Raw genomic sequence first — 20,885 nt, 5'->3', positions numbered from 1 at the left:
CCCTTACGGGGTTCTCGGGTCGCGGAGCGAGCGCATCGCCTCCACCAGGCTCCCGTGGATGTACTCCAGCCCGGGCGTGGAGAAGCTCGTCCAGTCGTCGGCGTCCGACGACTCGGCCTCGGCGGCCCAGTCCTGGCCGGCCGCGGGATCGTGCTGGTACACCCACCAGAGATTCCCCGACCGGTCCTGGAACCGCGCGAGCGTGTCACCGAAGAAATCGGTCGGACGCGTGACGATCCGCGCCCCGCGGGTCTCCGCGCGGGCCAGGGTCTCCTCCACGTCGTCCACGTACACACGCGTGAGCGCCGGGGTGAACGGCCAGTCGGGCTTGCGGTCGGCGAGCGACAGCAGCGAGTCGCCCAGACGGAGCTCGGCGTGCAGGATGAGCCCGTCCTCGTCGATCGTGCGGGCCTCCGGCACGTCGGTCGCGCCGAACACGTCGATGAGGAAGTCGATCAGCTCGGCGGTCCCGTCGGCGATGACGAACGGGTTCACCGTGTTGGAGCCGGCGGGCGCGTGAGGTCGTGCGGTCATGAGGTTCCTTTCCTGATGAGCGGTGCACGCACTCTCGCAGCAGACGAGGTCACATCCCGTCCGCGTTCGTCAGGGCGCGTCCGGCGGCGTCTCCAGAGCGCGCAGCATCCGCCCGAGCGCCTCGCGAAGCTCCGAGCGCGCGGGATCGGGGAGGTCGACGGTGTACGCGACGCCGGCCGGAATCCACGACAGGGCGTACATCGTGTCCCTGAAGTCGGCGCCGCCCACCGGCCAGACCGTGGTGCCGGCGTCCCCCGGCTCGGCGCCCTGCGCCCACTCGCCGAAGAGATCACGCAGCCGCTCGGTCGGCATCCGGATCGTCGCGGTCGCGTCGGTCGCCTGCTTGCCCCATGACGACGCGACGGCCACGAACTCCGCGACCTGCCGGTGCGAGAGCGGCCGCGGCTCGAAGAACGCCCCGGTGCGCCGCACGCCGGCGATCCGGTCGATGCGGAACGTACGCCAGCCGTCGCGATCGAGGTCCCAGCAGAGCAGGTACCAGTGCCGCTCGGACGGCGCGAGGTGGTGCGGCTCCACCTGGCGCGACGACGGCCCCGACCTCGACACGTGGGCGAAGCGGACACGCTCGTGGTCCCGGCAGGCCAGCGCCAGTTCGGTGAGCACGGCCGGGGACACCCCGGACCCGGGTCCTGTCCCGGCCGGTCGCACCGCGGCGGCGAGCGCGTTGACCCGTTCGCGCAGTGCGGCGGGCAGGACCCGTTCGAGCTTGGCGAGAGCCCGGATCGTCGTGTCCGCGCCGTCGGTGAGCTGCCGCGTCGCCGCCAGGCGCAGGCCCGCCGCCATGGCGACGGCCTCCTCGTCGGTGAGCAGCAGCGGCGGCATCACACCGCCGGGCTCCAGACGGTAGCCGCCGGCCAGCCCCGGAACCGACTCGATCCGGTAGCCGAGGTCACGCAGGCGTTCGACGTCCCGGCGCACCGTACGCCGCGAGACCCCGAGCCGGTCCGCCAGCTCGGGGCCCGTCCAGTGCCGATGCGTCTGCAGCAGGTTGAGGAGCGCGAGGGCGCGTGCGGTGGTGTCCGGCATACCGCCAGCTTGCCGCCGAACGCGGACGGTTCGTGTCCGCGTCCGGAGGGCGCGCGGGATCCGTCAGGAGGCCGGGTGCGGGTCGCCGAGGTACGGGAACCGGTCCAGGGTGTCGGTGTGCGGCGTCAGCCCGGTGGGCGGCGCCTCGTTCTTGGTGAGGAACGCGACGCGGATGTCGATGACGTCTTCGGTGAACGTCCGCCCGTTGGGGTACGCGGCCGGCTTGGCCGGGTCGAAGTGCAGCACGTCCGGCAGGAGGCCGTGCTCGTCGATCGCGGCGATCGCCTCCTCACGGGAGTAGCCGCCGGTGTGGCCCAGCAGGTGGACGAACTGGTCCGTCCACTTCTCCCGGTCGTCGACCGGCTCGCCGGCGTTGTACTCCTCCTTCGTGTCGTCGGTGTTGAAGAAGCTGCTCATCGACGGGTGTCCCGCCCGGTCCGCGTGGACGAGTTCGCCGTCGCGCAGGACGCTGCACCGGCCCCAGACGCGCAACGTGGGCTCGGGTGCCAGCTCCGCGGTCGGCAGTTCGATGGCCATGGAGAAGACGTTGGCCGTGGTGTTGGAGTCGACGCCGGTCCACGGGGACTTCCCGCCCAGATGCGGTGCGGTGAAGTTCCGCTTGCCGCTGGTGTCGAACAGGTTCTTGATGCCGTCGAAGTCGAAGAAGAAGGCGTCACTGCGGCTGCCGGCGGCCACCAGGTAGTCGCCGCTGCTGACCACGTTGGCCCGGGGGCCGAAGGAGACGGCGGCGCCCGACACGATCTTGGTGCCCACCGCCCCGAAGTCGCGGGACTCCGCTCCGGTCGCCATGAAGACGCTGTAGGTCTGGGAGCCGTCGGATGCAGGCCGGCTGAAGACCCAGCTGAAGGCGACGTCGGTCAGGTAGTCGCCGTCGTTGTCGATGTTCAGGCGGTACACGGCGTCGGGGTGCAGGGCGTCCGCGTTGGGATTGGCGTTGAGGATGAGAACGGTCCTGCCCGGATCGCCGGGCGACTGGAAGGCGTACAGGTCGCACAGATCGAGGCGCTGGTCGCCCAGTGGTGGCCCGAGGCTGAGGCCGGTGAAGTGGTTCGACATGTCAGGCCCTTCGATCGCTCGCTCGCCGGGAAGCCACCAGGACACTCGAACAATCGTTCGGTGCCCGCCGCCACATCCAGCGGTCGTCGTACATGAATCCGTTTCTGCAGATTAAGCGTCGGCGAGTGCGCTGTGAGGGTTCCGTCGCGGTGTGTCGCGAGGGAGAGTTCACCGAGGTCGGGACGCTCATCGGCGCCTCCACCGTCGGACACCGGAGGTTGCCTGTCCGTGAGGGACGGTAGTCAAAAATGCCTCTAACTGGGTTCATGTGGCGTATGGGACATGCTTAGATAGGCCAGGCGTCTGAGGCGATGCCCCCGCCGTGCCCCGTGTCACGGCATCCGTCTCGACGCCGATGCTCTGGCTCCGAAGAAGGGTGACGGCAGGAAGCCCACGACCATCACTCACCTTCTCGCGGGCACCCGGGCTTCCGGTGTCCCCGAGCGCCAGGGCGCGTCTATTCACCATGCCCCGAGTCGTGACCGCGTCCTGCGACGCATTGGCCCCCTTGGAGGATCTGTGACAACCTCGACGTCCTACTATGACCAGATCGGCGGCGCGCCGGCTGTTCGCGACGTCGTCGACCTGTTCTACGTGCGGGTCCTCGACGACGCCGACCTCAAGCCCTACTTCGCCGGCATCGACATGCCGAGGCTGAAGCGGCACATGGTGGTGCTGCTGTGTTCCGTCCTCGGCGGCCCCGAGCCGTACGAGGGCCGCGACCTGGCGGAGGCGCACCGCGGCATGGGCATCACCGCCGACCACTACGCGAAGGTCGGCGAGATCCTGCTTTCGGTGTTGCAGGGGGCCGGCGTGGGGGACGAGATCCTGCAGCACGTCGTGCTGACCCTGAACAAGGTGGAGTCGTCCATCGTGGCCGAACCTGTAGAGACGGCCGACTGAGTGGACGCGCAAGCTCTGAAAGACAGCTGGCGCCTCGTCGCCCGGTCAGGCGACCAGGTGCCGCTGTACTTCTACTCGGCCCTGTTCCTGATGAACCCGGAGACGAGGGACCTGTTCCCGGTGTCGATGGCGAGCCAGCGCGACCGGCTCGTCAGCGCGCTCGGGCACATCGTCAGCAACGTCGACCGGGTGGAGGAGCTGGTCCCGTTCCTGCAGCAGCTCGGCCGGGACCACCGCAAGTTCGCCGTGGTGACGGAGCACTACCCCGCCGTCGGCAGGGCGCTGCTCGCCACCCTGGAGCACTTCATAGGCGACCGGTGGACGCCCGCCCTCGCCGAGGACTGGACGAAGGCGTACAGCCTGGTGGCCCAGGTGATGACGGACGCCGCCGCGGACGCGTCCAGGACCACCCCGCCCTGGTGGGAGGGCGAGATCATCAGCCACGAGACCCCCGCCCTCGGCATCGCGGTGATCAGGGCGCGGCTGAACTACCAGTACGGCTACCGTCCCGGCCAGTCGGCGTCGATCGCGCATCCCATGCGGCCGCGCGTCTGGCGTTTCTACTCCTTCGCCAACGCGCCGCGCCAGGACAACACCATCGACCTGCACGTCCGCATGGTCGACGGCGGCGTGCTGAGCGCCGCCCTGGTCATGGGCGCGCGGCGCGGCGACGTCCTGCGCGTGGGAGCGCCCGTGGGCGACCGGCTGAGCCTCACCCCCGAGATCACCGGCGACCTGCTCCTCATCGCGGGCGGCACCGGCCTCGCGCCGCTGAAGGCGCTGGTGGAACAGGTGATGTACGAAGGCCCGTCACGGAAGGTCGACGTCGTCGTCGGCGCCCGGACGTCCCGGGAGCTGTACGACCTCGAAGCGCTGTCCAAGATGGCCGCGGAGCACCCCTGGCTGACCGTCGTCCCGGCCGTCTCCAACGACCCCTTCTACCGGGGCGTCCGCGGCAACGCCGTGGACGTCGCGCTCCAGGCATGGCGTGGCCAGCAGGTCTTCGTCTGCGGCTCCACGGAGATGGCTCAGAGCACCGTCGGACGACTGCTGGACGCGGGCGTGCCCTCCGAGCGGATCCACTTCGACGAGTTCACGAGCGACAAAGGCGGGGAGTCATGACGGCAGAGATGCCTTGGGGAGATCACCCGGAGCGCGAACGCCAGCCTCTCACCCCGGATCGGGTACGCAAGCAGGAGTTCTCGCGCACACCGCTCGGACGCCGCGGCTACAGCGAGGACGAGGTGCGCTCGTTCCTGTACCGGGTCGCGGAGGACATGGCGGCCGGGGACAAGGAGAAGGCGGACCTCCGCGCGTACATCGACCGTCTGAAGCAGTGGTACAAGGACCACGGCGTCAGCGTCGAGCAGGCCGCTCCCCAGCAGGCCCTGAGCGTCGACGCGATCAACATCCTCTCCCGCGCCCAGCAGACCGCCGACGTCCAGATCGCGGAGGCGGAGGACTACGCCCGGCGGATCCTGGGGGAAGCCCGCCAGCAGTACGAGGTGATCCTCACGGAGGCGCAGCGGCAGGCGGAGGAGGCCGCCGACCAGGCGGTCGGCGCCTACCGCTCGCGCGGCGGCGAACACGGCGCCGAGGCCGAGGAACTGGAGCGGCAGATCGCCTACCTGCGCACCTTCGCCGACGTCACCCGGGTGCAGCTGCGCGCCGTGCTGGCAGGGCTGGCCCAGGAGGTCGACAAGCTCGGCACCATTCCTGACCAGGACGGGCAGCTCCTCCACGGCCCCTCACCGGTCCACCGCTGACCGGGCCCGTACGTCTGCCCTGGCGCGGTCGCCGACCACCTTCTCGACGACATCACCGCGGCGCCGGCTTCGCCGCCGAAGCGGGCGCCTGCGGGTGTTCTGCCCTTGATCGTGTGTCTGGGAGTGTGATCCCGGCACCGGAGCGCACGGGACGGCGCTCGCCCGTAGCATCGCCCTTGTGACGGCAGCCGAGGACTTCCACATCTTCCGCAGGACAGTCAAGGCCCGCTCGCTCGAACATCACCAAGCCATGGAGATCGCGCTGGAGCGGGGCTGGTGGGCGATCGCCGGCAGCGTGCTGCGCATGGAACTCGACTCTTTGATCCGCGTCATCTACCTACTGCACAACCCGGATGTGCGCGACCGCATTTTGGCGTCCTGCGTCACCGGCAACGGATTCACGGACGACCGGGGCCGTATCTTTGATCGACGGATGATCGACCTCGCTGTCGGCGACAACAGCTGGGTAGGTGCCGTTTATGAGTTCGGAAACAAGTTCGTACATCTGACCGACGCGCACGACTACGCAGACGTAGATCCGTTCCAGGCTTACGAATACAAGGATGAGGTCATCGATTACCTCAACCAGTACCACGGAGACAAGCTGCCTGGTCGGCCGTTGGGCGCCGACTCCACGTTGCGCGACATCGCCGCGTATGCCCCGCTCGTGCTGGAAAAGATCACCTCGAACTTGCTCGGGTACATCGAGCGTGTGCGCGAAGAGGTTCAAACCTGATGGCCTCCGGGTTCGCCTCGGTCAACCTGCGGGAGCCGAGCCTGCAACAAGGATGGAACGGCTCAATGCTCGACGCGCAGCTCGAAGTCCGGCGCGAACAGGGCAGGGTCGAAAAGCTCGCCGGCAGGAACCCCTGCCTTGTAGGCGTCTTCAAGGATCCGGCGGATGCGCCCTCCTGCCTGCGCCATGTCCGGTGTGGCGTTCTCGGCCCGAGTGAACCCCGCAGCCTGGCGACTGTCGGTCCACACATGCCCGAGCAGTTGACCGCGCTGATCGTGGACCGCAGCCTCCCGCACCGGGCCGGTGGCCTTGAAATCGTAGGAGTCGTTCACGGAGGCGAACATGGGAATGACATCGTGAAATCGGGGATTCTGATTGTCAGTCATCGACAGGTCCCTTCCACCCGGCGTCAGCGTCCACGGACGGCTTCATCTCCAAGCCTTGTTGTCCGGCCCACGCGGCTACCTGTCGGATCTTGTCGGCCGGGATCGGCGACAACCAGGCCCCACGCAGCAGCTCCCACAACTCGTCGCCGATGGAGCCCAACGAGGTCTCGGACGCGTACATGGCCGCCTTCAGCGCCCGGACGTCCTCGGGGACCATTCCTTCGAGACCGCCCACGGCTCAGCCAGGACTGTCGGCAGGGGTACGGGCGAGCAGCACTCGAAGTTCGTTCACCGTCTCCGTGCAGGCGCTGAGCAGGACCTGGCGCTGACCGGTGAGCTCCTGGCCGAAGCGCTGCGCGGCCGGCCCGGTCCAGATGTTCTGCGCCATCAGGGCCAACGCCCGATCGAGACTGGTCCTGGCCTCGTCGGTGAGTTGCTCCGCTCGGCGTAACGCCTGTTCCACTTGCTCCCGGGTCATGCGCGACTCCCTCGGGCGCGACGATGGGCACGAGATCGAGGTGTGACGCCATTGGACTGCGGTGCACAAGTCAGAGCAACCGAATCGCTGGATCTGGTTCGTACCCTCATAGATCTGCGTGATTTCCGACGTCCCGCCCGTCCACCTCAGGAAACGCGACCCGAAGCCCTCACCTGACGGGACCGAACCTTTCGACGCGTCACCGGCGTCCCTAACGGTCGAGAGGAGTCATTTTGGATCGCAATGACAGCTTCCGCGAGTTCGTCGCCGCCCATCAGCAGGCGCTGATGCGCACCGCGTACCTGCTCACGGGAGACGCCCACCAGGCCGAGGACCTGCTGCAGAGCGCCCTGTTGAAGGTGTTCGGCCGCTGGTTCAGGCTGTCGCGCGTCGAGTATCCCGAGGCGTACGCGCGCAAGGTGCTGCTGAATCAGTACATCTCGTGGCGACGGCGCCGGGTCAGAGCCGAGCTTCCGACCGCCGACCCGCCCGACCGGCTGTACTCGAGCGAGGACTCCACCATCGTGCGGCTCGTCATGCGCCGGGCTCTCATGCGGCTGCCGCCCCGGCAGCGGGCGGTGATCGTGCTGCGTTACTACGAGGACCGGACGGAACGCGAGACGGCCGAGCTGCTGAACTGCTCGGTCGGCACGGTGAAGAGCCAGGCCCACTACGCGCTGGCCCGTTTACGCGAGCTGGCGCCCGAACTGGCGCCGAAACTCTCAGACCTGGAAGCAGAGGAGGCCCGCCGATGACCTGGCTACGGGACGTGCTCGTCGATCTGGCCGACGACTCTCCGCAGGTGGACCTGGCCGAACGTACGATCGCGGCACATCACCGCAGACGGCGTACGGTGGTCTCGCTTCTCGCGGCGGGCATGGTCGTGGTCGTCGCTCTTGGTGCGACGGCCGCCGTCCGGCTGTTGCCCGACAGGCGGCAGGAGGCCGCTTCCACAGGTGACCTGCCGGCGCGCGGGGTGGGGCCGCTGAGCCACGCGTACAAGACCTTCTGCGAGCCGGCCCGCGGGGAGGCGCCGAAGGGCTGCAAAGACGGAGGCTGGCGGGTGGTCACCCGGAGCGGCGAGACCTACCACGTGCCGGACGCGCTGCGCAGCCTCGCTCCCGGCCGCACCGGCCTGCGCGACAGCCCGCTGGCGATCAGCCGCGACGGCCGCAAGATCGCCTACTACAGCGCCGATGAAGGCACCTTCCAGGTCCGCGACCTGGCCTCGGGCCGGAAGACGACGGCCGCGCAGAAGGTGCCCAAGAGCCTGCTGGGCAGCGTCTCGCGACTGATGCTGTCGGACGACGGGCGGTTCGTCGCCTTCAGCAAGGTTCCGGACTTCAAGGATCCCGCGCTGCTCATCGACATGCGTGGCGGGGCCGTCCGCGAGTTGCCCAACCGCTGGGTCCCCATCGGTCTGTCCCCGGACGGCGCGACCATCACCCTCGCGGAGTACTCGCCGCGATCACGGCTGCGGACGATCTCCAACCTGTGGCCCAGTTCTTCCAAGGGCGACACCACGTCGGTCATCCTGCCGGTGGACTACCACTTCAGCCCTCTCGCCCCCGATGGCAGAACCGTCGCGGTGATCGAGAACCTCAGCACCGCCGAGCGGCCGTGCCGCCGCGGCGACCTGGCCCTCATGGACACGCTCACCGGCGAGAAGCGGAAGCCGACCGTCATCAGCGGCCTGCCCGCCGATGTCTCCCAGATCTCGCTGCGCACCTGGCTCAGCGCCGAGGAGGTCACCGCTCTCACCATGTCCGTGCGGTGCAGGCCGGCGTCCGACGTGCCGGACGACGAGCCCGCGGTGATCGACCAGCCGTACCGGACCATGACCGCGTACGCGGTGAACGTCAGGACCGGCAAGGCCAGGAAGCTCGCCACGTACAGAGCGCAGGGCTTCTTCGAGATCGTCCTGCCCGGCCCCCCCGGGGCGCTATGACCTCAGGTGTCAGTGATCAGCTGAACCGGGATCCCGGGACGACGAACCCCGCCCGCCCAGCGAGGCAGGCGGGGTTCGTGCACGTCAACGACTACTTGAGGAGCTGCCGCGCCATCACCATGCGCTGGATCTGGTTCGTACCCTCATAGATCTGCGTGATCTTGGCATCGCGCATCATGCGCTCCACCGGGAAGTCCTTCGTGTACCCGTACCCGCCCAGCATCTGCACCGCGTCCACGGTGATCTCCATGGCCGCGTCCGAAGCGGCGCACTTGGCCGCGCTCGACAGGAACGTGAGGTCCTTCTGCGGCTCACCCTTCATGGCCCGCTCCGACTTGGCCGCCGCGTGATAGGTGAGCTGCCGCGCCGCCTCCAGCTTCATCGCCATGTCCGCGAGCATGAACTGCACGCCCTGGAAGTCGGCGACGGCCTTGCCGAACTGCTTGCGCTCCTTGACGTACCCGACCGCGTAGTCCAGCGCCCCCTGCGCGATGCCGAGGGCCTGCGCGGCGATGGTCACCCGGGTGTGGTCCAGGGTGGCCAGGGCGGTCTTGAACCCGGTCCCGGGCGCGCCGATCATCCGCGACTCGGGGATGCGGACGTCCTCCAGGATCACCTGACGCGTCGGGGACGCCTTGATGCCGAGCTTGCGCTCCTTGGGCCCGAACGAGACGCCCTCGTCCGACTTCTCCACCACGAAGGCGGAGATGCCGCGCGCCCCGGCCGACGGGTCCGTGACGGCCATGACCGTGTAGTACTCGGACACGCCCGCGTTGGTGATCCACATCTTGGTGCCGTTGAGCACGTAGTGGTCGCCGTCGAGGACGGCGCGGGTCTTCATGGCGGCGGCGTCGGAGCCCGCCTCCGGCTCGGAGAGCGCGTACGAGAACATGGCGTCGCCGCGGGCCACGGCGGGCAGGTACTGCTGCTTGAGCTCCTCGGAGGCCGACAGCATGATCGGCACGGTGCCGAGCTTGTTCACGGCGGGGATCAGCGAGGAGGAGGCGCAGGCGCGGGCGACCTCCTCGATGACGATGACGGCGGCCAGCGCGTCGCCGCCGGCTCCCCCGTACTCCTCCGGGACGTGGATGGCGTGCAGGTCGGATGCGACCAGGGCCTTGTAGACGTCCCAGGGGAACTCCTCGGCCTCGTCCGCCTCCGCGGCGCGGGGGGCGATCTTCTCGTCGGCGAGGGCCCTGACCGTCTCCCGGAGCATGTCGTGCTCTTCGGCGGGCGCGTACAGAGGAAAGCTCATGCACAGATAGTAGGACGTCCGAGCATCTTGCTACCAACCGGTACGGTTTGTGCTTGAGAAGAGGTGGCACGAAGAAGGGTGGGCGCGGGCCTGTAGCATTCCTCCGCAATGGAAAGGAGCTCACTCGTGCCATATCGCCTGACGGTGATCGGGACCGGCTACCTGGGCATCACGCATGCGGCCTGCATGGCGGATCTCGGCTATGAGGTGCTCGGCCTTGACATCGACGCCGACAAGGTCCGCTGCCTCAACAACGGCGAGCTCCCCATCCACGAGCCTGGGCTCGAACCCGTGCTCCGCCGCGGCCTCGAGTCCGGCCGCCTGCGCTTCACCACCTCCTACGAGGAGGCCGGCGCGTTCGGCGACGTCCACTTCGTCTGCGTGGGCACACCGCAGAAGAAGGGCGAGTACGCCGCCGACGTGTCCTACATCGACGCCGCGATCGACTCGCTGGCCCCCTTTCTCGACCGCGCGTCCCTGGTCGTCGGCAAGTCGACGGTCCCGGTCGGCACCGCGTCCCGGCTGGCCGACCGGCTGGCCGCGCTGGCTCCGGCGGGCGAGCAGGCCGAGCTGGCGTGGAACCCCGAGTTCCTGCGCGAGGGCTTCGCCGTGCAGGACACGCTCCACCCCGACCGCATCGTGCTGGGCGTGCGCTCCGAGCGGGCCGAGAAGGTGCTGCGTGAGGTCTACGAGCCGCTCGGCGACGTGCCGATGGTGGTGACCGACTTCCCGACGGCCGAGCTGGTCAAGACCGCCGCCAACTCCTTCCTGGCCACCAAGATCTCCTTCATCAACGCGATGGCCGAGGTGTGCGAGGCCGCTCACGCCGACGTGCAGCAGCTCTCGCTCGCGCTCTCGTACGACGACCGGATCGGCGGGCGTTACCTGAACCCGGGGCTCGGGTTCGGCGGCGGCTGCCTGCCGAAGGACATCAGGGCGTTCATGGCGCGGGCCGGCGAGCTCGGCGCCGACCAGGCGCTGACGTTCCTGCGCGAGGTGGACGCGATCAACATGCGCCGCCGCGCCCGCATGGTCGACCTGGCCCGCGAGCTGGCCGGGGGTTCCTTCCACGGCTGCACGGTGGGCGTGCTCGGCGCCGCCTTCAAGCCCAACTCCGACGACATACGCGACTCCCCCGCCCTAGACGTGGCGGTGACGATCGGGCGGCAGGGCGGGCGGGTCACGATCTACGACCCGATCGCGCTCGACAACGTCCGCAAGGCACACCCCCAGCTCGCCTACGGCGAGTCTGCCCTCGACGCGGTACGGGGCGCGCACGTCGTGCTGCTGCTGACGGAGTGGCAGGAGTTCCTGGACCTGGACCCGGAGGCGCTGGGCGAGGTCGTGGCCACCCGCAAGATCGTCGACGGGCGCAACGCGCTCAACGCCGAGGCGTGGCGCTCCGCCGGGTGGCACTACCGGGCGCTGGGCCGCCCCTGACGCACCCACTGGGTGTGCACCGGCCGGTAGCCCTGGCGCGCCCAGAACGGGCCTGACAGCGGGTTCGCCACCGCGTGGTGCAGCAGCGTCGTGGCCACGCCCCACGCGTCCAGCCGGGCGTGCGCGGCGGCGGCCAGCGCCGCGCCGACACCCCGGCCCCGTACGGCGGGGTCGGCGTACATGACGCCCAGGTAGGCGGCCGGCATCCGGGTCACCATGGAGGCGATCCACCGCGACCGGGGCGGCGGGTCGACGATGACGACGCCGGTCACCGCGCCGTCGTGCTCGGCCACCCAGGCCCACGAGCGGGGCAGCGTGCCGGTGAGATGCTCCCTGATCCTGGCGGGCGTCGACGGCCGCGGCGTGACCCAGCCGAACTGCGCGTCGTACGCCACCAGCGCCTCGTACAAACGCGCGATCCCGTCCAGGTCGTCAGCGGTGGCGGGCCGTACGCGCGGGTCCGTGGCCTGCCCGGCCGGGAGCCTGCGGGGGCGGGCGGCGACGGTGACCGTCGGGGCGAAGCCGCGGACGGCCAGGGCGCGGACGGCGGCGGTGTCGCGGCTGGGCCACAGCACCGCGAGCGGGCCGGGCTCCCGCCGGGGCGCGGCCGTCCACGCGTCCAGCAGCGCGCCGAGCGCCGCCTCCGGGTCGGGGCCGCCGACGCGGGCGTGCAGCCGGTGGACGACGAGCGGGCCCCAGGTGGCGTTGAGTGTGTCAAGGCCGGAACGGTCCATCGAGGCCAGGCCGACGGCGCCGGGCACCTCGACGAGTTGCTCCCCGAGGCCGGGCTTGGGCAGCCGGTCCTGACCGCCGGCCAGCGGGTCGGCGGCGCGTACCCGGGCGGCGTGGCCCGCGAGCACGTCCAGCACGGCCCTCTCCCGGGGCGGGCGGATCAAACGGCCGGCTTCAGCGCCGCCGCCTCGGCGCGCAGCCGTTCGCCCTTGGCGTGCGCCTGCTCCTTGAGCCGCTCCTGGAACTCGACCATGCGGGCGCGCAGGGTGGCGTCCGTGGCGGCGAGGATGCGTACGGCGAGCAGGCCGGCGTTGCGGGCGCCGCCGACCGCGACGGTCGCGACGGGCACCCCGGCCGGCATCTGGACGATCGACAGCAGGGAGTCCATGCCGTCGAGGTACTTCAGCGGCACCGGCACCCCGATCACCGGCAGCGGCGTGACGGAGGCGAGCATGCCGGGCAGGTGGGCGGCGCCGCCCGCGCCCGCGATGATGACCTCGACGCCGCGGCCGGCCGCCTGCCTGCCGTACTCGATCATCTCGGCGGGCATCCGGTGGGCGGAGACGACGTCGGCCTCGAACGGGATCCCGAACTCGGCGACCGCCTCGGCGGCGGCCTTCATCACCGGCCAGTCGGAGTCGCTGCCCATGACGATGCCGATGCTCACGTGTACTCCCCGGTCATCAGGTAGACGGCGGCGTGGCGGGCGCGGGCCCTGACCTCGTCGAGGTCGTCACCGACGGCGGTGACATGGCCGATCTTACGGCCGGGGCGCACCTGCTTGCCGTAGAAGTGCACCTTGACGGCCGGATCGTGGGCCATGACGTGCTCGTACCGCTTGAACAGGTCGGGGTCGTCGCCGCCGAGCAGGTTGGCCATGACGACCACCGGAGCGGTCATGGCGGGCGTGCCGAGCGGCAGGTCGAGCACGGCCCGCAGGTGCTGCTCGAACTGGGAGGTGCGGGAGCCCTCGATGGTCCAGTGGCCGCTGTTGTGCGGGCGCATGGCCAGCTCGTTGACGAGCAGCCCCTGCCGGGTCTGGAACATCTCGACGGCCAGCAGGCCGGTGACGCCCAGCTCGTCGGCGATCCGCAGGGCGACGCGCTGCGCCTCGGCGGCCTCCTCGGGGTCGAGCCCGGGGGCGGGGGCGAGCACCTCTACGCAGATGCCGTCGCGCTGCACGGTCTCCACGACCGGGTAGCTGACGCCCTGGCCGTGCGGGGAACGGGCGACGAGCACGGCGAGCTCGCGCTCGAACGGCACGAACGCCTCCGCGAGCAGCGGGCCGCCGGCGGCGGCGAACGCCTCGGCCGCGGCCTCCTCCGAGTCGCACACCCACACGCCGCGGCCGTCGTAGCCGCCGGTGACCGCCTTGAGCACCACCGGCCAGCCGTGCCCGGCGGCGAACGCGGCCGCCTCGCCGGGGCCGGAGACGCGGGCCCAGGCCGGGCACGGGGCGCCGATCGCGGTCAGCCGCTCACGCATGACGGCCTTGTCCTGGGCGTGGACGAGGGCGTCGGCGCCGGGGTGGACGGCGTGGCCGTCGTCGATGAGCGCCCGGATGTGCTCGCCGGGGACGTGCTCGTGGTCGAACGTGATCGCGTGACAGCCTTCGGCGAACGCGCGCAGGTCGTCGAGGGAGCGGTAGTCGCCGACGCGGGTGTCGACGATGACCCGGGCGGCGCTCTCGTCAGAGGACCCGGCCAGCACGCGCAGTTCGACGCCGAGAGCGATGGCGGGGGGCTGCGACATCCGGGCGAGCTGTCCGGCGCCGACGATGCCGACGACGGGGCCGATGGGACTGTATGCGTTCACGTGAGGTGAGCATACCGGCCGCATTCGGAGCGCTCACAGGTAGAGCGCCCTCGGTACGAACCGCGTTATAACGGGCAGTCTTCAGGAAAGAAGATGCTGACACGCCACGGTAAGGTACCCCGGTACGCTGAAGTGGTCATGGCGTGACGAGGCGGAAGGGCCGAGCAGACACGTGCGGTTCGTCAAGAGCTTGTACCAGCGGTTCGCCGCCCTTCTGCATGAGCTGACGAAGTTCGGCATCGTCGGAGGGCTCGCCTTCCTGATCGACCTGGGCGCGCTCAACTTCTTCCACCTGGTCGTCGGCATCGGGCCGATGACCTCGAAGGTCTTCGCCACGACGATCTCGACCACCTTCGCGTACGCGGGCAACCGCTTCTGGACGTTCCGCCACCGCGAGCAGAGCGGGCTGGGGCGCGAATACTTCCTGTTCTTCCTGATGAACGGCATCGCGCTGCTGTTCGGCGTGCTGGTGATCGGGTTCACCACCTACACGCTCAAGTTCGACGACCCGGTCAGCCTCAACATCGCCAACATCGTCGGCGTCGGCCTCGGCACCCTCTTCCGCTACTGGTCCTACAAGAAGTGGGTGTTCCTGGAGGCGACCACGCCGATCCCGGCCGAGCTGCCCGCGATCGAGCTCAGGCAGGACCGCTGACCACGCGGTTCCTGCCCGGGGCGTCGGCCGGGCGCAGGAAGACGGCGAACGTCGCCGGCCTCCTCCGTACGAGCTCCAGCCGTCCGCCGTCGGCGGCGGCCAGCGCGCGGGCGAGCGTCAGCCCGAGACCGGTGCCGCCGCCCCCGCTCACGTTCCTGTCGAAGATCTTGGGTGCGATCTCGTCGTCGATGCCCGGCCCCTCGTCGGTCACCTCGGTCACCACGTAGTTGTCGCCGCTCGTCGTGGTGACGGTGACGGTGCCGCCGCCGTGGCGCAGGGAGTTCTCCAGCAGCGTGGCGATGACCTGGCCGAAGCCGCCGGTGGTGGCCAGCGCCTTGAGGTCGCGGGTGCCTTCGAGCACGAGCCTGCGTCCCACGCCGCGGAAGACGGGGTCCCACTCCGTCACCTGCTGGACCAGCACCTGGTCGATGGAGGTCGGCTCGGCCTGGGAGTGACGCTGGCGGCGGGCCGCGGCGAGCAGCTCGTCGATCACCGCCGTGAGCCGCTCGGCCTGCACGATGGCCGCCTCGCCCTCCTCGCGCACGACCTCCGGGTGGTTGGAGGCGGCGACGATCTCCTCCAGGCGCATGGTGAGGCCGGTCAGCGGGGTGCGCAACTGGTGTGAGGCGTCGGTGGCGAACTCGCGCTCACGGGTGAGCAGGTCGGAGATGCGGGTGGCGCTGCGGTCGAGTACCTGGGCCACCCTGTCGAGTTCGGGGATGCCGTAGCGGTGCTTGCTCGGCCGGGCGTCCCCGGAGCCGAGCCGCTCGGCGATCATGGCGAGGTCGCGCAGGGGCAGCGTGAGCCGGCGTGTCTGCACGATGGCCAGGCCGACGGCGACGGCGAGAGCCGCGACGGCCAGGGCGACGATCAGCAGCAGGCGCGCGTACACGTCCTGCTCGACCTGTGCCCTGTCGCGGCTCACCCGGACGAAGATGCCGCTGTCGGACTCCGCGTCCTCGGTCATCTGCTGACCGGACGGCGGTGGCGTGCCGACGACGGTGGCCTTTGGGGGGTTCCCGCGTTCGAATATCTGGATGTAGCGATCCGGATATTTCTGCTCCAGTTGCTGCGGGTCGAGCGGCGTCTCCTGGATCCGGGCGTACTCGACCTCGCCCACCAGGCGTGTCGCCTCCGCTCTGAGCTGCTGGGCGGCATCATCGACGATCAGCCGGCTGACGACGACGCCCAGGGGCACTCCGAGCAGAAGGACGGCGATGCCCGCGACGAGGAGGGTTGAAGTGAGCAGGCGTCGGCGCATGCCTACTCGCGTTCGAAGCGGAAGCCGACTCCCCGGACGGTGGTGATGTAACGAGGCTTCGCCGCGTCGTCTCCCAGCTTGCGGCGCAGCCAGGAGATGTGCATGTCGAGCGTCTTGGTCGAGCCCCACCAGTTGGTGTCCCACACCTCGCGCATGATCTGTTCGCGGGTGACGACCTTGCCCGCGTCGCGCACCAGCACGCGCAGCAGGTCGAACTCCTTGGTGGTGAGGTGGAGCTCCTTGTCGCCCATCCAGGCGCGGCGTGAGTCGGCGTCGATGCGGACGCCCTGGACCACCGGGGTCTCGGACGTGCCGCGCCGCAGCAGTGCCCGCACCCGGGCGAGCAGTTCGGCGAGCCGGAACGGTTTGGTGACGTAGTCGTCGGCGCCGGCGTCGAGGCCGACCACCGTGTCCACTTCGTCAACGCGTGCGGTGAGGATCAGCACCGGAGTGCCGTGCCCCTCCGCACGTATGCGGCGCGCCACCTCCAGGCCGTCCATCTCCGGAAGGCCCAGGTCCAGGACGATGAGGTCGATGCCACCCGACAGTGCCCTCTCCAGGGCCTGCGGGCCGTCGGGGCTCACCTCAACCTGGTAGCCCTCGCGGCGCAGGGCGCGCGCGAGCGGCTCGGAAATCGAGGTGTCATCCTCGGCGAGAAGTACGCAGGTCATGAGGCGATCGTAGGTCCTTAGGCGATCGTTTCCCGGGCACAGCGCGCGGTTTGACTCGTAGTTGACCTATCTATTGACCTGGGCAAACGCGACTAAATGTCGGTTAGTCGTGATTAAATTACCGCGATACTCGGGGCTAAACCCTTACGTCCCCCAGAAACGCGCGCACCCGCCGGGAAAACCGGCGGGCGGGGGTCGCATGACGGAAGTTCGGGCGCGGGCGGCGGGCTCAGTCGTCGCTGGACGGCGGCTCGGCGTAGCGGGCGAGGTAGAGCTGCTCACCGAGCGTCTGGATGAGTTCGAGCTCGGTCTCCAGGTAGTCGATGTGCTCCTCCTCGTCCTCGAGGATCTCCTCGAAGATGCGGGCGGAGGTGATGTCGCCCTTCTCGCGCATCAGCGCGATGGCGGGCCGCAGCCGTTCCACGACGCCCAGCTCGACGTCCAGGTCGGCCCGGAGCTGCTCGGGCACCGTCTGCCCGATGTGGAGCGTGCCCAGCCGCTGGTAGTTGGGCAGTCCCTCCAGGAACAGGATGCGATCGGTGAGCCGCTCGGCGTGTCGCATCTCGTCGAACGACTCCGCGCGGGTGTGCTCGGCGAGTTTCGTGTAGCCCCAGTTCTCCTGCATCTTGGCGTGCAGGAAGTACTGGTTGATCGCCGTGAGCTCCGCGGTCAACTGCTCGTTGAGCAGCTCGATGATCTGCCTGTCACCCTGCATGAAACAAGCCCCTTGTGCTATGCGGTCGTGAGTTCCTCCGACCTTTTCAGCATCGCACAGATCTTTCGTACACACCGGGCGCAGTCGCCCCCGGCGCCCGTGGTGTCGCGTACCTGCTTCGCGCTCTTGGCGCCCGCGGCGATGCAGTCGTGAACCTCGTTCTCGGTCACGGCACGACAGACACACACGTACATCCGGGGCAGCCTCTCAGGGGAACAACTCAGGTAAGGCACACCTAAGGTAGCCCACTGAGGTAAGGCTTGCCTATGTGAGGTCCGCCATAAGGCGGATTCAGTGACCTCGGGTGATCCACTCCTCCAGGTGCGGCGCCTCCGCGCCGATCGAGGTCGAGTCGCCGTGACCGGTGTGCACGACGGTCTCGGGAGGCAGCGTGAGCAGCCGCTCGCGGATCGACTCGATGATCGTGTCGAAGGACGAGTAGGACCGCCCGGTCGCCCCCGGCCCGCCCTTGAACAACGTGTCGCCGCTGAACAGCGCGCCCACCTCGGGCGCGTACAGGCAGACCGCGCCGGGCGCGTGGCCGGGGGTGTGCAGGACCTGCAGCTCGATCCCGCCGGCCTCGAACTTGTCGCCGTCGGCGAGCGGTTCGTACGCGACCTCGTCCCCGTAGACCTGCTCCCAGAGCACCTGGTCGGCGGGGTGCAGCCGGATCGGCGCGCCGGTGCGGCGGGCCAGGTCGGCGGCGGCGTTGATGTGGTCGTTGTGCGCGTGGGTGCAGACGATGGCCCGCACGCTGCGCCCGCCGACCCGCTGGGCGATGGCCTCGGCGTCGTGGGCGGCGTCGATGACGACGACCTCACGGGCGTCGCCGACCAGCCAGACGTTGTTGTCGACGTCCCAGGTGCCGCCGTCGAGCGAGAAGGTGCCGGAGGTGATGACCTTGTCGAGCATTTAGAGGATCACCACCGACCGCAGCACGTCGCCGCGCTCCATCTTGTGGAAGGCCTCTTCGACCTGGTCGAGCGCGATCGTCTCGGTGACGAACTTGTCGAGCGGCAGCCGGTGCTGCAGGAACAGGTCGATGAGCATCGGGAAGTCGCGGGTCGGCAGGCAGTCGCCGTACCACGACGACTTCAGCGCGCCGCCCCTGCCGAACACGTCCAGCAGCGGCAGGTCGATGCGCATCTCGGGGGTGGGCACGCCGACCAGCACCACGGTGCCGGCCAGGTCGCGGGCGTAGAAGGCCTGCTCGTACGTCTCGGGCCTGCCGACCGCCTCGACCACCACGTCGGCGCCGAAGCCGCCGGTGAGGTCGCGGATCGCCTCGACCGGGTCGCTCTCGCGGGAGTTGACAGTGTCGGTGGCGCCGAAGCCGCGCGCCCACTCCAGCTTGCGCTCGTCGACGTCCACCGCGATGATCTTGGATGCGCCGGCCAGGGAGGCGCCGAGGATGGCCGCGTCGCCGACGCCGCCGCAGCCGATGACCGCGACCGTGTCGCCGCGGGTGACGCCGCCGGTGTTGATGGCGGCGCCGAGGCCGGCCATCACGCCGCAGCCCAGCAGCCCGGCCACGGACGCGGGCGCCTCGGCCGAGACCTTCGTGCACTGCCCGGCGGCGACCAGCGTCTTGCCGAGGAAGGCGCCGATGCCGAGCGCGGGCGACAGCTCGGTGCCGTCGGTCAGGGTCATCTTCTGGGTGGCGTTGTGGGTGTTGAAGCAGTACCACGGCCGGCCGCGCAGGCACGCCCGGCACTGGCCGCAGACGGCCCGCCAGTTGAGGATGACGAAGTCGCCGGGCTCCAGGCCGGTGACGCCCTCGCCGACCGCCTCCACGACGCCGGCCGCCTCGTGCCCGAGCAGGAACGGGTAGTCGTCGCTGATGCCGCCCTCGCGATAGTGGAGGTCGGTGTGGCAGACCCCGCACGCCTGCACGGTCACCACCGCCTCGCCCGGGCCCGGGTCGGGGACGAGCACCGTTTCAAGTGAGACTTCCTGGCCCTTACCTCGGGCGATGACACCCTGAACTTCGTACGGCATGCCAGCCATCTTGTGTCCAGGAGGGTGATCTCCGCAAGGCATGGGGCCGCACCACGCCGAGACCTCTCGCCGGCCGCTGCCCGAGCCGCTGCACAGGCTACCGGCCGTCGATCTCGCCGTCGGAGGCGTCCTCCAGGAGCCGGAACAGCTCGGTGCGGACCTCCTGGATCCGCGGGATGTCGCGCAGCACGATCTCACCCCGCTCGCCGGCGGACTCGACGGTGAGGGTGCCGCAGCCAAGCAGCCGCTCGAAGAGCGTCTGGTCGGAGCTGACGGTGTTGACCTTCGCCATCGGGATCTCGTCGGTCGACTTGTTGAGCACGCCGGTGCTGATCGAGAACCGGTGGGTGGTGAGGACGTAACCGGTGTTCTTCCACTGCAGGTACGGGACGAACGACCAGATCGTCATGAGGATCAGCCCGATGACGACGACCGCGATGCGGGCGTAGGAGGCGTACTCCCAGGTGTCCGGGACGAAGTAGATCGCCGCGCCGGAGGCCGCGGCGATCAGGAGGAGCGCGATGAAGGGGACGACCAGCCGCTTCCAGTGCGGGTTGAAGGACCGGACGCGGCGCTCACCTTGTGTCAGGTGGTGGTCGGGAATGGTCATGGGCAAATGGTGCCACCTCGGCCGATCGGCGGCTACGTCGTGGCCCGAACATGCACGACGTCGCCCGCGCTCAGCGCGTAGGCCCGGTCCTCGGCGCTCACCTGAAGGTGGCCCGACCGGTCGACGCCGGTGGCGCGGCCGGTGAGCACGCTGCCGCCGGGCAGCTCCACCCGCACGTCGCGGCCGACGGTGGCGGAGCGGGCCAGGTAGGCGGCGCGCAGCCCGCAGGCGTCGGCGTCGCCGCCCGCCTCGTCCCACTCGCGGTAGTGGGTCTCGACCTCCCGCAGCACGGCCCGCAGCAGCGGGTCGCGGTCGACGCAGGCGGCCTTCTCCACGGCCAGCGAGGTCGCGGTGGCGACGGGCAGCTCGTCCTCGCTCAGCAGCACGTTCAGCCCGATGCCGATCACCACCCCGCCCTCGACCCGCTCGGCGAGCACCCCGGCCAGCTTCCGCTCGCCGATCAGCAGGTCGTTGGGCCACTTCAGGCGCACGTCCACCTCGGCCAGGCGGCGCACCGCGGACGCGGCGGCCACGCCGAACAGCAGCGGCAGCCATCCGTACGCGGTGACCGGCGCCTCGGGCCTGAGCAGGACCGAGAACGTCAGCCCCGCGTACGCCGGAGCGGTCCAGGGGCGGCCCAGCCTGCCGCGGCCCGCCACCTGCTCCTCGGCGGCCAGCACCGCGCCCTCGGGCGCGCCGTCCCTGGCGGCCTTGGCGAGGTCGGCGTTGGTGGAGCCGGTGCTGTCGACGACCCTGACGCCCGTCCACAGCGAGCCGGGGCGGACCAGGGCGCGGTTGAGCGCCGCCTCGGACAGGGGTGGCCGGTCGAGGTCGTGGTAGCGAGACATCCTCCCATCC

At 69.9% G+C, this 20,885-nt stretch carries 26 protein-coding genes; 8 read left to right on the top strand and 18 right to left on the bottom strand.

Features of this window, described 5'->3' with window-relative positions; genetic code table 11:
* Positions 1–3: 3 nt before the first annotated feature.
* The 3 genes from FR742_RS43780 to FR742_RS43770 all read right to left on the bottom strand — a co-directional run bounded on the left by FR742_RS43780 (position 4) and on the right by FR742_RS43770 (position 2,658).
* Entirely contained in the window at positions 4–534 is a 531-nt protein-coding gene (locus FR742_RS43780) for a glyoxalase/bleomycin resistance/extradiol dioxygenase family protein (protein ID WP_148037039.1), read from the bottom strand.
* A gap of 69 nt (positions 535–603) precedes the next feature.
* Entirely contained in the window at positions 604–1,581 is a 978-nt protein-coding gene (locus FR742_RS43775; protein WP_148037038.1) for a YafY family protein, read from the bottom strand.
* A 63-nt stretch (positions 1,582–1,644) separates the two neighbouring features.
* Positions 1,645–2,658: a DUF4331 family protein gene (locus tag FR742_RS43770; protein ID WP_148037037.1), complete on the bottom strand. Its 1,014-nt coding sequence runs from the start codon at positions 2,656–2,658 to the stop codon at positions 1,645–1,647.
* 519 nt (positions 2,659–3,177) lie between these two features.
* Between FR742_RS43770 and FR742_RS43765 the strand changes: the two genes are divergently transcribed.
* The 4 genes from FR742_RS43765 (at position 3,178) to FR742_RS43750 (ending at position 6,063) form a co-directional block, all read left to right on the top strand.
* A complete protein-coding gene (locus FR742_RS43765) occupies positions 3,178–3,561 on the top strand; it encodes a group 1 truncated hemoglobin (RefSeq protein ID WP_148037036.1) in 384 nt (127 codons plus the stop codon).
* Positions 3,562–4,683, top strand: coding sequence for a globin domain-containing protein (locus FR742_RS43760; protein WP_148037035.1), 1,122 nt, complete (start codon positions 3,562–3,564; stop codon positions 4,681–4,683).
* Positions 4,680–5,327, top strand: a complete 648-nt coding sequence (locus FR742_RS43755) for a DivIVA domain-containing protein (RefSeq protein WP_187281636.1) — start codon at positions 4,680–4,682, stop codon at positions 5,325–5,327. The genes FR742_RS43760 and FR742_RS43755 overlap by 4 nt, the downstream gene beginning before the upstream one ends.
* A 178-nt stretch (positions 5,328–5,505) precedes the next feature.
* Entirely contained in the window at positions 5,506–6,063 is a 558-nt protein-coding gene (locus tag FR742_RS43750) for a hypothetical protein (protein WP_148037033.1), read from the top strand.
* A 62-nt stretch (positions 6,064–6,125) separates the two neighbouring features.
* Here the strand turns inward: FR742_RS43750 and FR742_RS43745 are convergent, their stop codons facing one another.
* Genes FR742_RS43745 through FR742_RS43740 form a run of 3 tightly spaced genes read right to left on the bottom strand, consistent with a single transcriptional unit; the run spans position 6,126 to position 6,927 of the window.
* Positions 6,126–6,449, bottom strand: a complete 324-nt coding sequence (locus FR742_RS43745) for a hypothetical protein (protein ID WP_148037032.1) — start codon at positions 6,447–6,449, stop codon at positions 6,126–6,128.
* On the bottom strand, positions 6,442–6,684 hold the full coding sequence (locus FR742_RS45510) for a hypothetical protein (protein ID WP_222709301.1): 243 nt from the start codon (positions 6,682–6,684) through the stop codon (positions 6,442–6,444). The genes FR742_RS43745 and FR742_RS45510 overlap by 8 nt, the downstream gene beginning before the upstream one ends.
* A 3-nt stretch (positions 6,685–6,687) precedes the next feature.
* Positions 6,688–6,927, bottom strand: a complete 240-nt coding sequence (locus FR742_RS43740; RefSeq protein ID WP_148037031.1) for a hypothetical protein — start codon at positions 6,925–6,927, stop codon at positions 6,688–6,690.
* Positions 6,928–7,160: 233 nt separating this feature from the next.
* On the opposite strand from FR742_RS43740, the gene FR742_RS43735 reads away from it, so the two are divergent.
* Both FR742_RS43735 and FR742_RS43730 read left to right on the top strand, forming a co-directional pair.
* Complete coding sequence (locus FR742_RS43735; protein ID WP_148037030.1) at positions 7,161–7,682, top strand: SigE family RNA polymerase sigma factor; 522 nt, start codon at positions 7,161–7,163, stop codon at positions 7,680–7,682.
* The gene (locus tag FR742_RS43730) at positions 7,679–8,875 is read left to right on the top strand and encodes a hypothetical protein (protein ID WP_148037029.1); all 1,197 of its coding nucleotides are present in this window, start codon (positions 7,679–7,681) and stop codon (positions 8,873–8,875) included. Before FR742_RS43735 ends, FR742_RS43730 begins: the two co-directional genes overlap by 4 nt.
* A 91-nt stretch (positions 8,876–8,966) precedes the next feature.
* Here the strand turns inward: FR742_RS43730 and FR742_RS43725 are convergent, their stop codons facing one another.
* Entirely contained in the window at positions 8,967–10,130 is a 1,164-nt protein-coding gene (locus FR742_RS43725; protein WP_148037028.1) for an acyl-CoA dehydrogenase family protein, read from the bottom strand.
* A 126-nt stretch (positions 10,131–10,256) separates the two neighbouring features.
* Between FR742_RS43725 and FR742_RS43720 the strand changes: the two genes are divergently transcribed.
* Positions 10,257–11,570 carry a UDP-glucose/GDP-mannose dehydrogenase family protein gene (locus tag FR742_RS43720; protein WP_148037027.1) on the top strand — a complete coding sequence of 438 codons (1,314 nt, stop codon included), beginning with the start codon at positions 10,257–10,259 and terminating at the stop codon, positions 11,568–11,570.
* Here the strand turns inward: FR742_RS43720 and FR742_RS43715 are convergent.
* The 3 genes from FR742_RS43715 to FR742_RS43705 are packed head-to-tail and all read right to left on the bottom strand — an operon-like array spanning position 11,546 to position 14,141.
* A complete protein-coding gene (locus tag FR742_RS43715; RefSeq protein ID WP_148037026.1) occupies positions 11,546–12,439 on the bottom strand; it encodes a GNAT family N-acetyltransferase in 894 nt (297 codons plus the stop codon). The two genes, FR742_RS43720 and FR742_RS43715, sit on opposite strands and share 25 nt — an antisense overlap.
* 23 nt (positions 12,440–12,462) lie before the next feature.
* Positions 12,463–12,951: a 5-(carboxyamino)imidazole ribonucleotide mutase gene (purE, locus tag FR742_RS43710; RefSeq protein WP_148037314.1), complete on the bottom strand. Its 489-nt coding sequence runs from the start codon at positions 12,949–12,951 to the stop codon at positions 12,463–12,465.
* Positions 12,952–12,965: 14 nt separating this feature from the next.
* Complete coding sequence (locus FR742_RS43705) at positions 12,966–14,141, bottom strand: 5-(carboxyamino)imidazole ribonucleotide synthase (RefSeq protein ID WP_148037025.1); 1,176 nt, start codon at positions 14,139–14,141, stop codon at positions 12,966–12,968.
* 148 nt (positions 14,142–14,289) lie between these two features.
* On the opposite strand from FR742_RS43705, the gene FR742_RS43700 reads away from it, so the two are divergent.
* Entirely contained in the window at positions 14,290–14,772 is a 483-nt protein-coding gene (locus tag FR742_RS43700) for a GtrA family protein (protein ID WP_148037024.1), read from the top strand.
* Here FR742_RS43700 and FR742_RS43695 read toward each other — a convergent pair.
* From FR742_RS43695 to FR742_RS43660, 8 genes are all read right to left on the bottom strand, one after another.
* Positions 14,756–16,033 carry an ATP-binding protein gene (locus FR742_RS43695; protein ID WP_148037023.1) on the bottom strand — a complete coding sequence of 426 codons (1,278 nt, stop codon included), beginning with the start codon at positions 16,031–16,033 and terminating at the stop codon, positions 14,756–14,758. The two genes, FR742_RS43700 and FR742_RS43695, sit on opposite strands and share 17 nt — an antisense overlap.
* A 2-nt stretch (positions 16,034–16,035) precedes the next feature.
* Positions 16,036–16,704, bottom strand: coding sequence for a response regulator transcription factor (locus tag FR742_RS43690; protein ID WP_012888073.1), 669 nt, complete (start codon positions 16,702–16,704; stop codon positions 16,036–16,038).
* Between the two features lie 229 nt (positions 16,705–16,933).
* Positions 16,934–17,419: a bacterioferritin gene (gene bfr / locus FR742_RS43685; RefSeq protein WP_148037022.1), complete on the bottom strand. Its 486-nt coding sequence runs from the start codon at positions 17,417–17,419 to the stop codon at positions 16,934–16,936.
* A gap of 17 nt (positions 17,420–17,436) precedes the next feature.
* Positions 17,437–17,613: a bacterioferritin-associated ferredoxin gene (locus FR742_RS43680; RefSeq protein ID WP_148037021.1), complete on the bottom strand. Its 177-nt coding sequence runs from the start codon at positions 17,611–17,613 to the stop codon at positions 17,437–17,439.
* A 97-nt stretch (positions 17,614–17,710) separates the two neighbouring features.
* Positions 17,711–18,331, bottom strand: a complete 621-nt coding sequence (locus FR742_RS43675; RefSeq protein ID WP_148037020.1) for an MBL fold metallo-hydrolase — start codon at positions 18,329–18,331, stop codon at positions 17,711–17,713.
* Entirely contained in the window at positions 18,332–19,417 is a 1,086-nt protein-coding gene (locus FR742_RS43670; protein ID WP_148037019.1) for an S-(hydroxymethyl)mycothiol dehydrogenase, read from the bottom strand.
* Between the two features lie 97 nt (positions 19,418–19,514).
* Positions 19,515–20,027: a PH domain-containing protein gene (locus FR742_RS43665; protein WP_148037018.1), complete on the bottom strand. Its 513-nt coding sequence runs from the start codon at positions 20,025–20,027 to the stop codon at positions 19,515–19,517.
* 32 nt (positions 20,028–20,059) lie between these two features.
* The gene (locus FR742_RS43660) at positions 20,060–20,875 is read right to left on the bottom strand and encodes a biotin--[acetyl-CoA-carboxylase] ligase (protein ID WP_148037017.1); all 816 of its coding nucleotides are present in this window, start codon (positions 20,873–20,875) and stop codon (positions 20,060–20,062) included.
* Between the last annotated feature and the right edge of the window lie 10 nt (positions 20,876–20,885).

This window comes from Nonomuraea sp. C10, assembly GCF_008017515.1.
Lineage (GTDB): Bacteria > Actinomycetota > Actinomycetes > Streptosporangiales > Streptosporangiaceae > Nonomuraea > Nonomuraea ferruginea.
The sequence above is the reverse complement of the archived record's forward strand: the minus strand, read 5'-3'. Positions and strand labels throughout refer to the sequence as shown.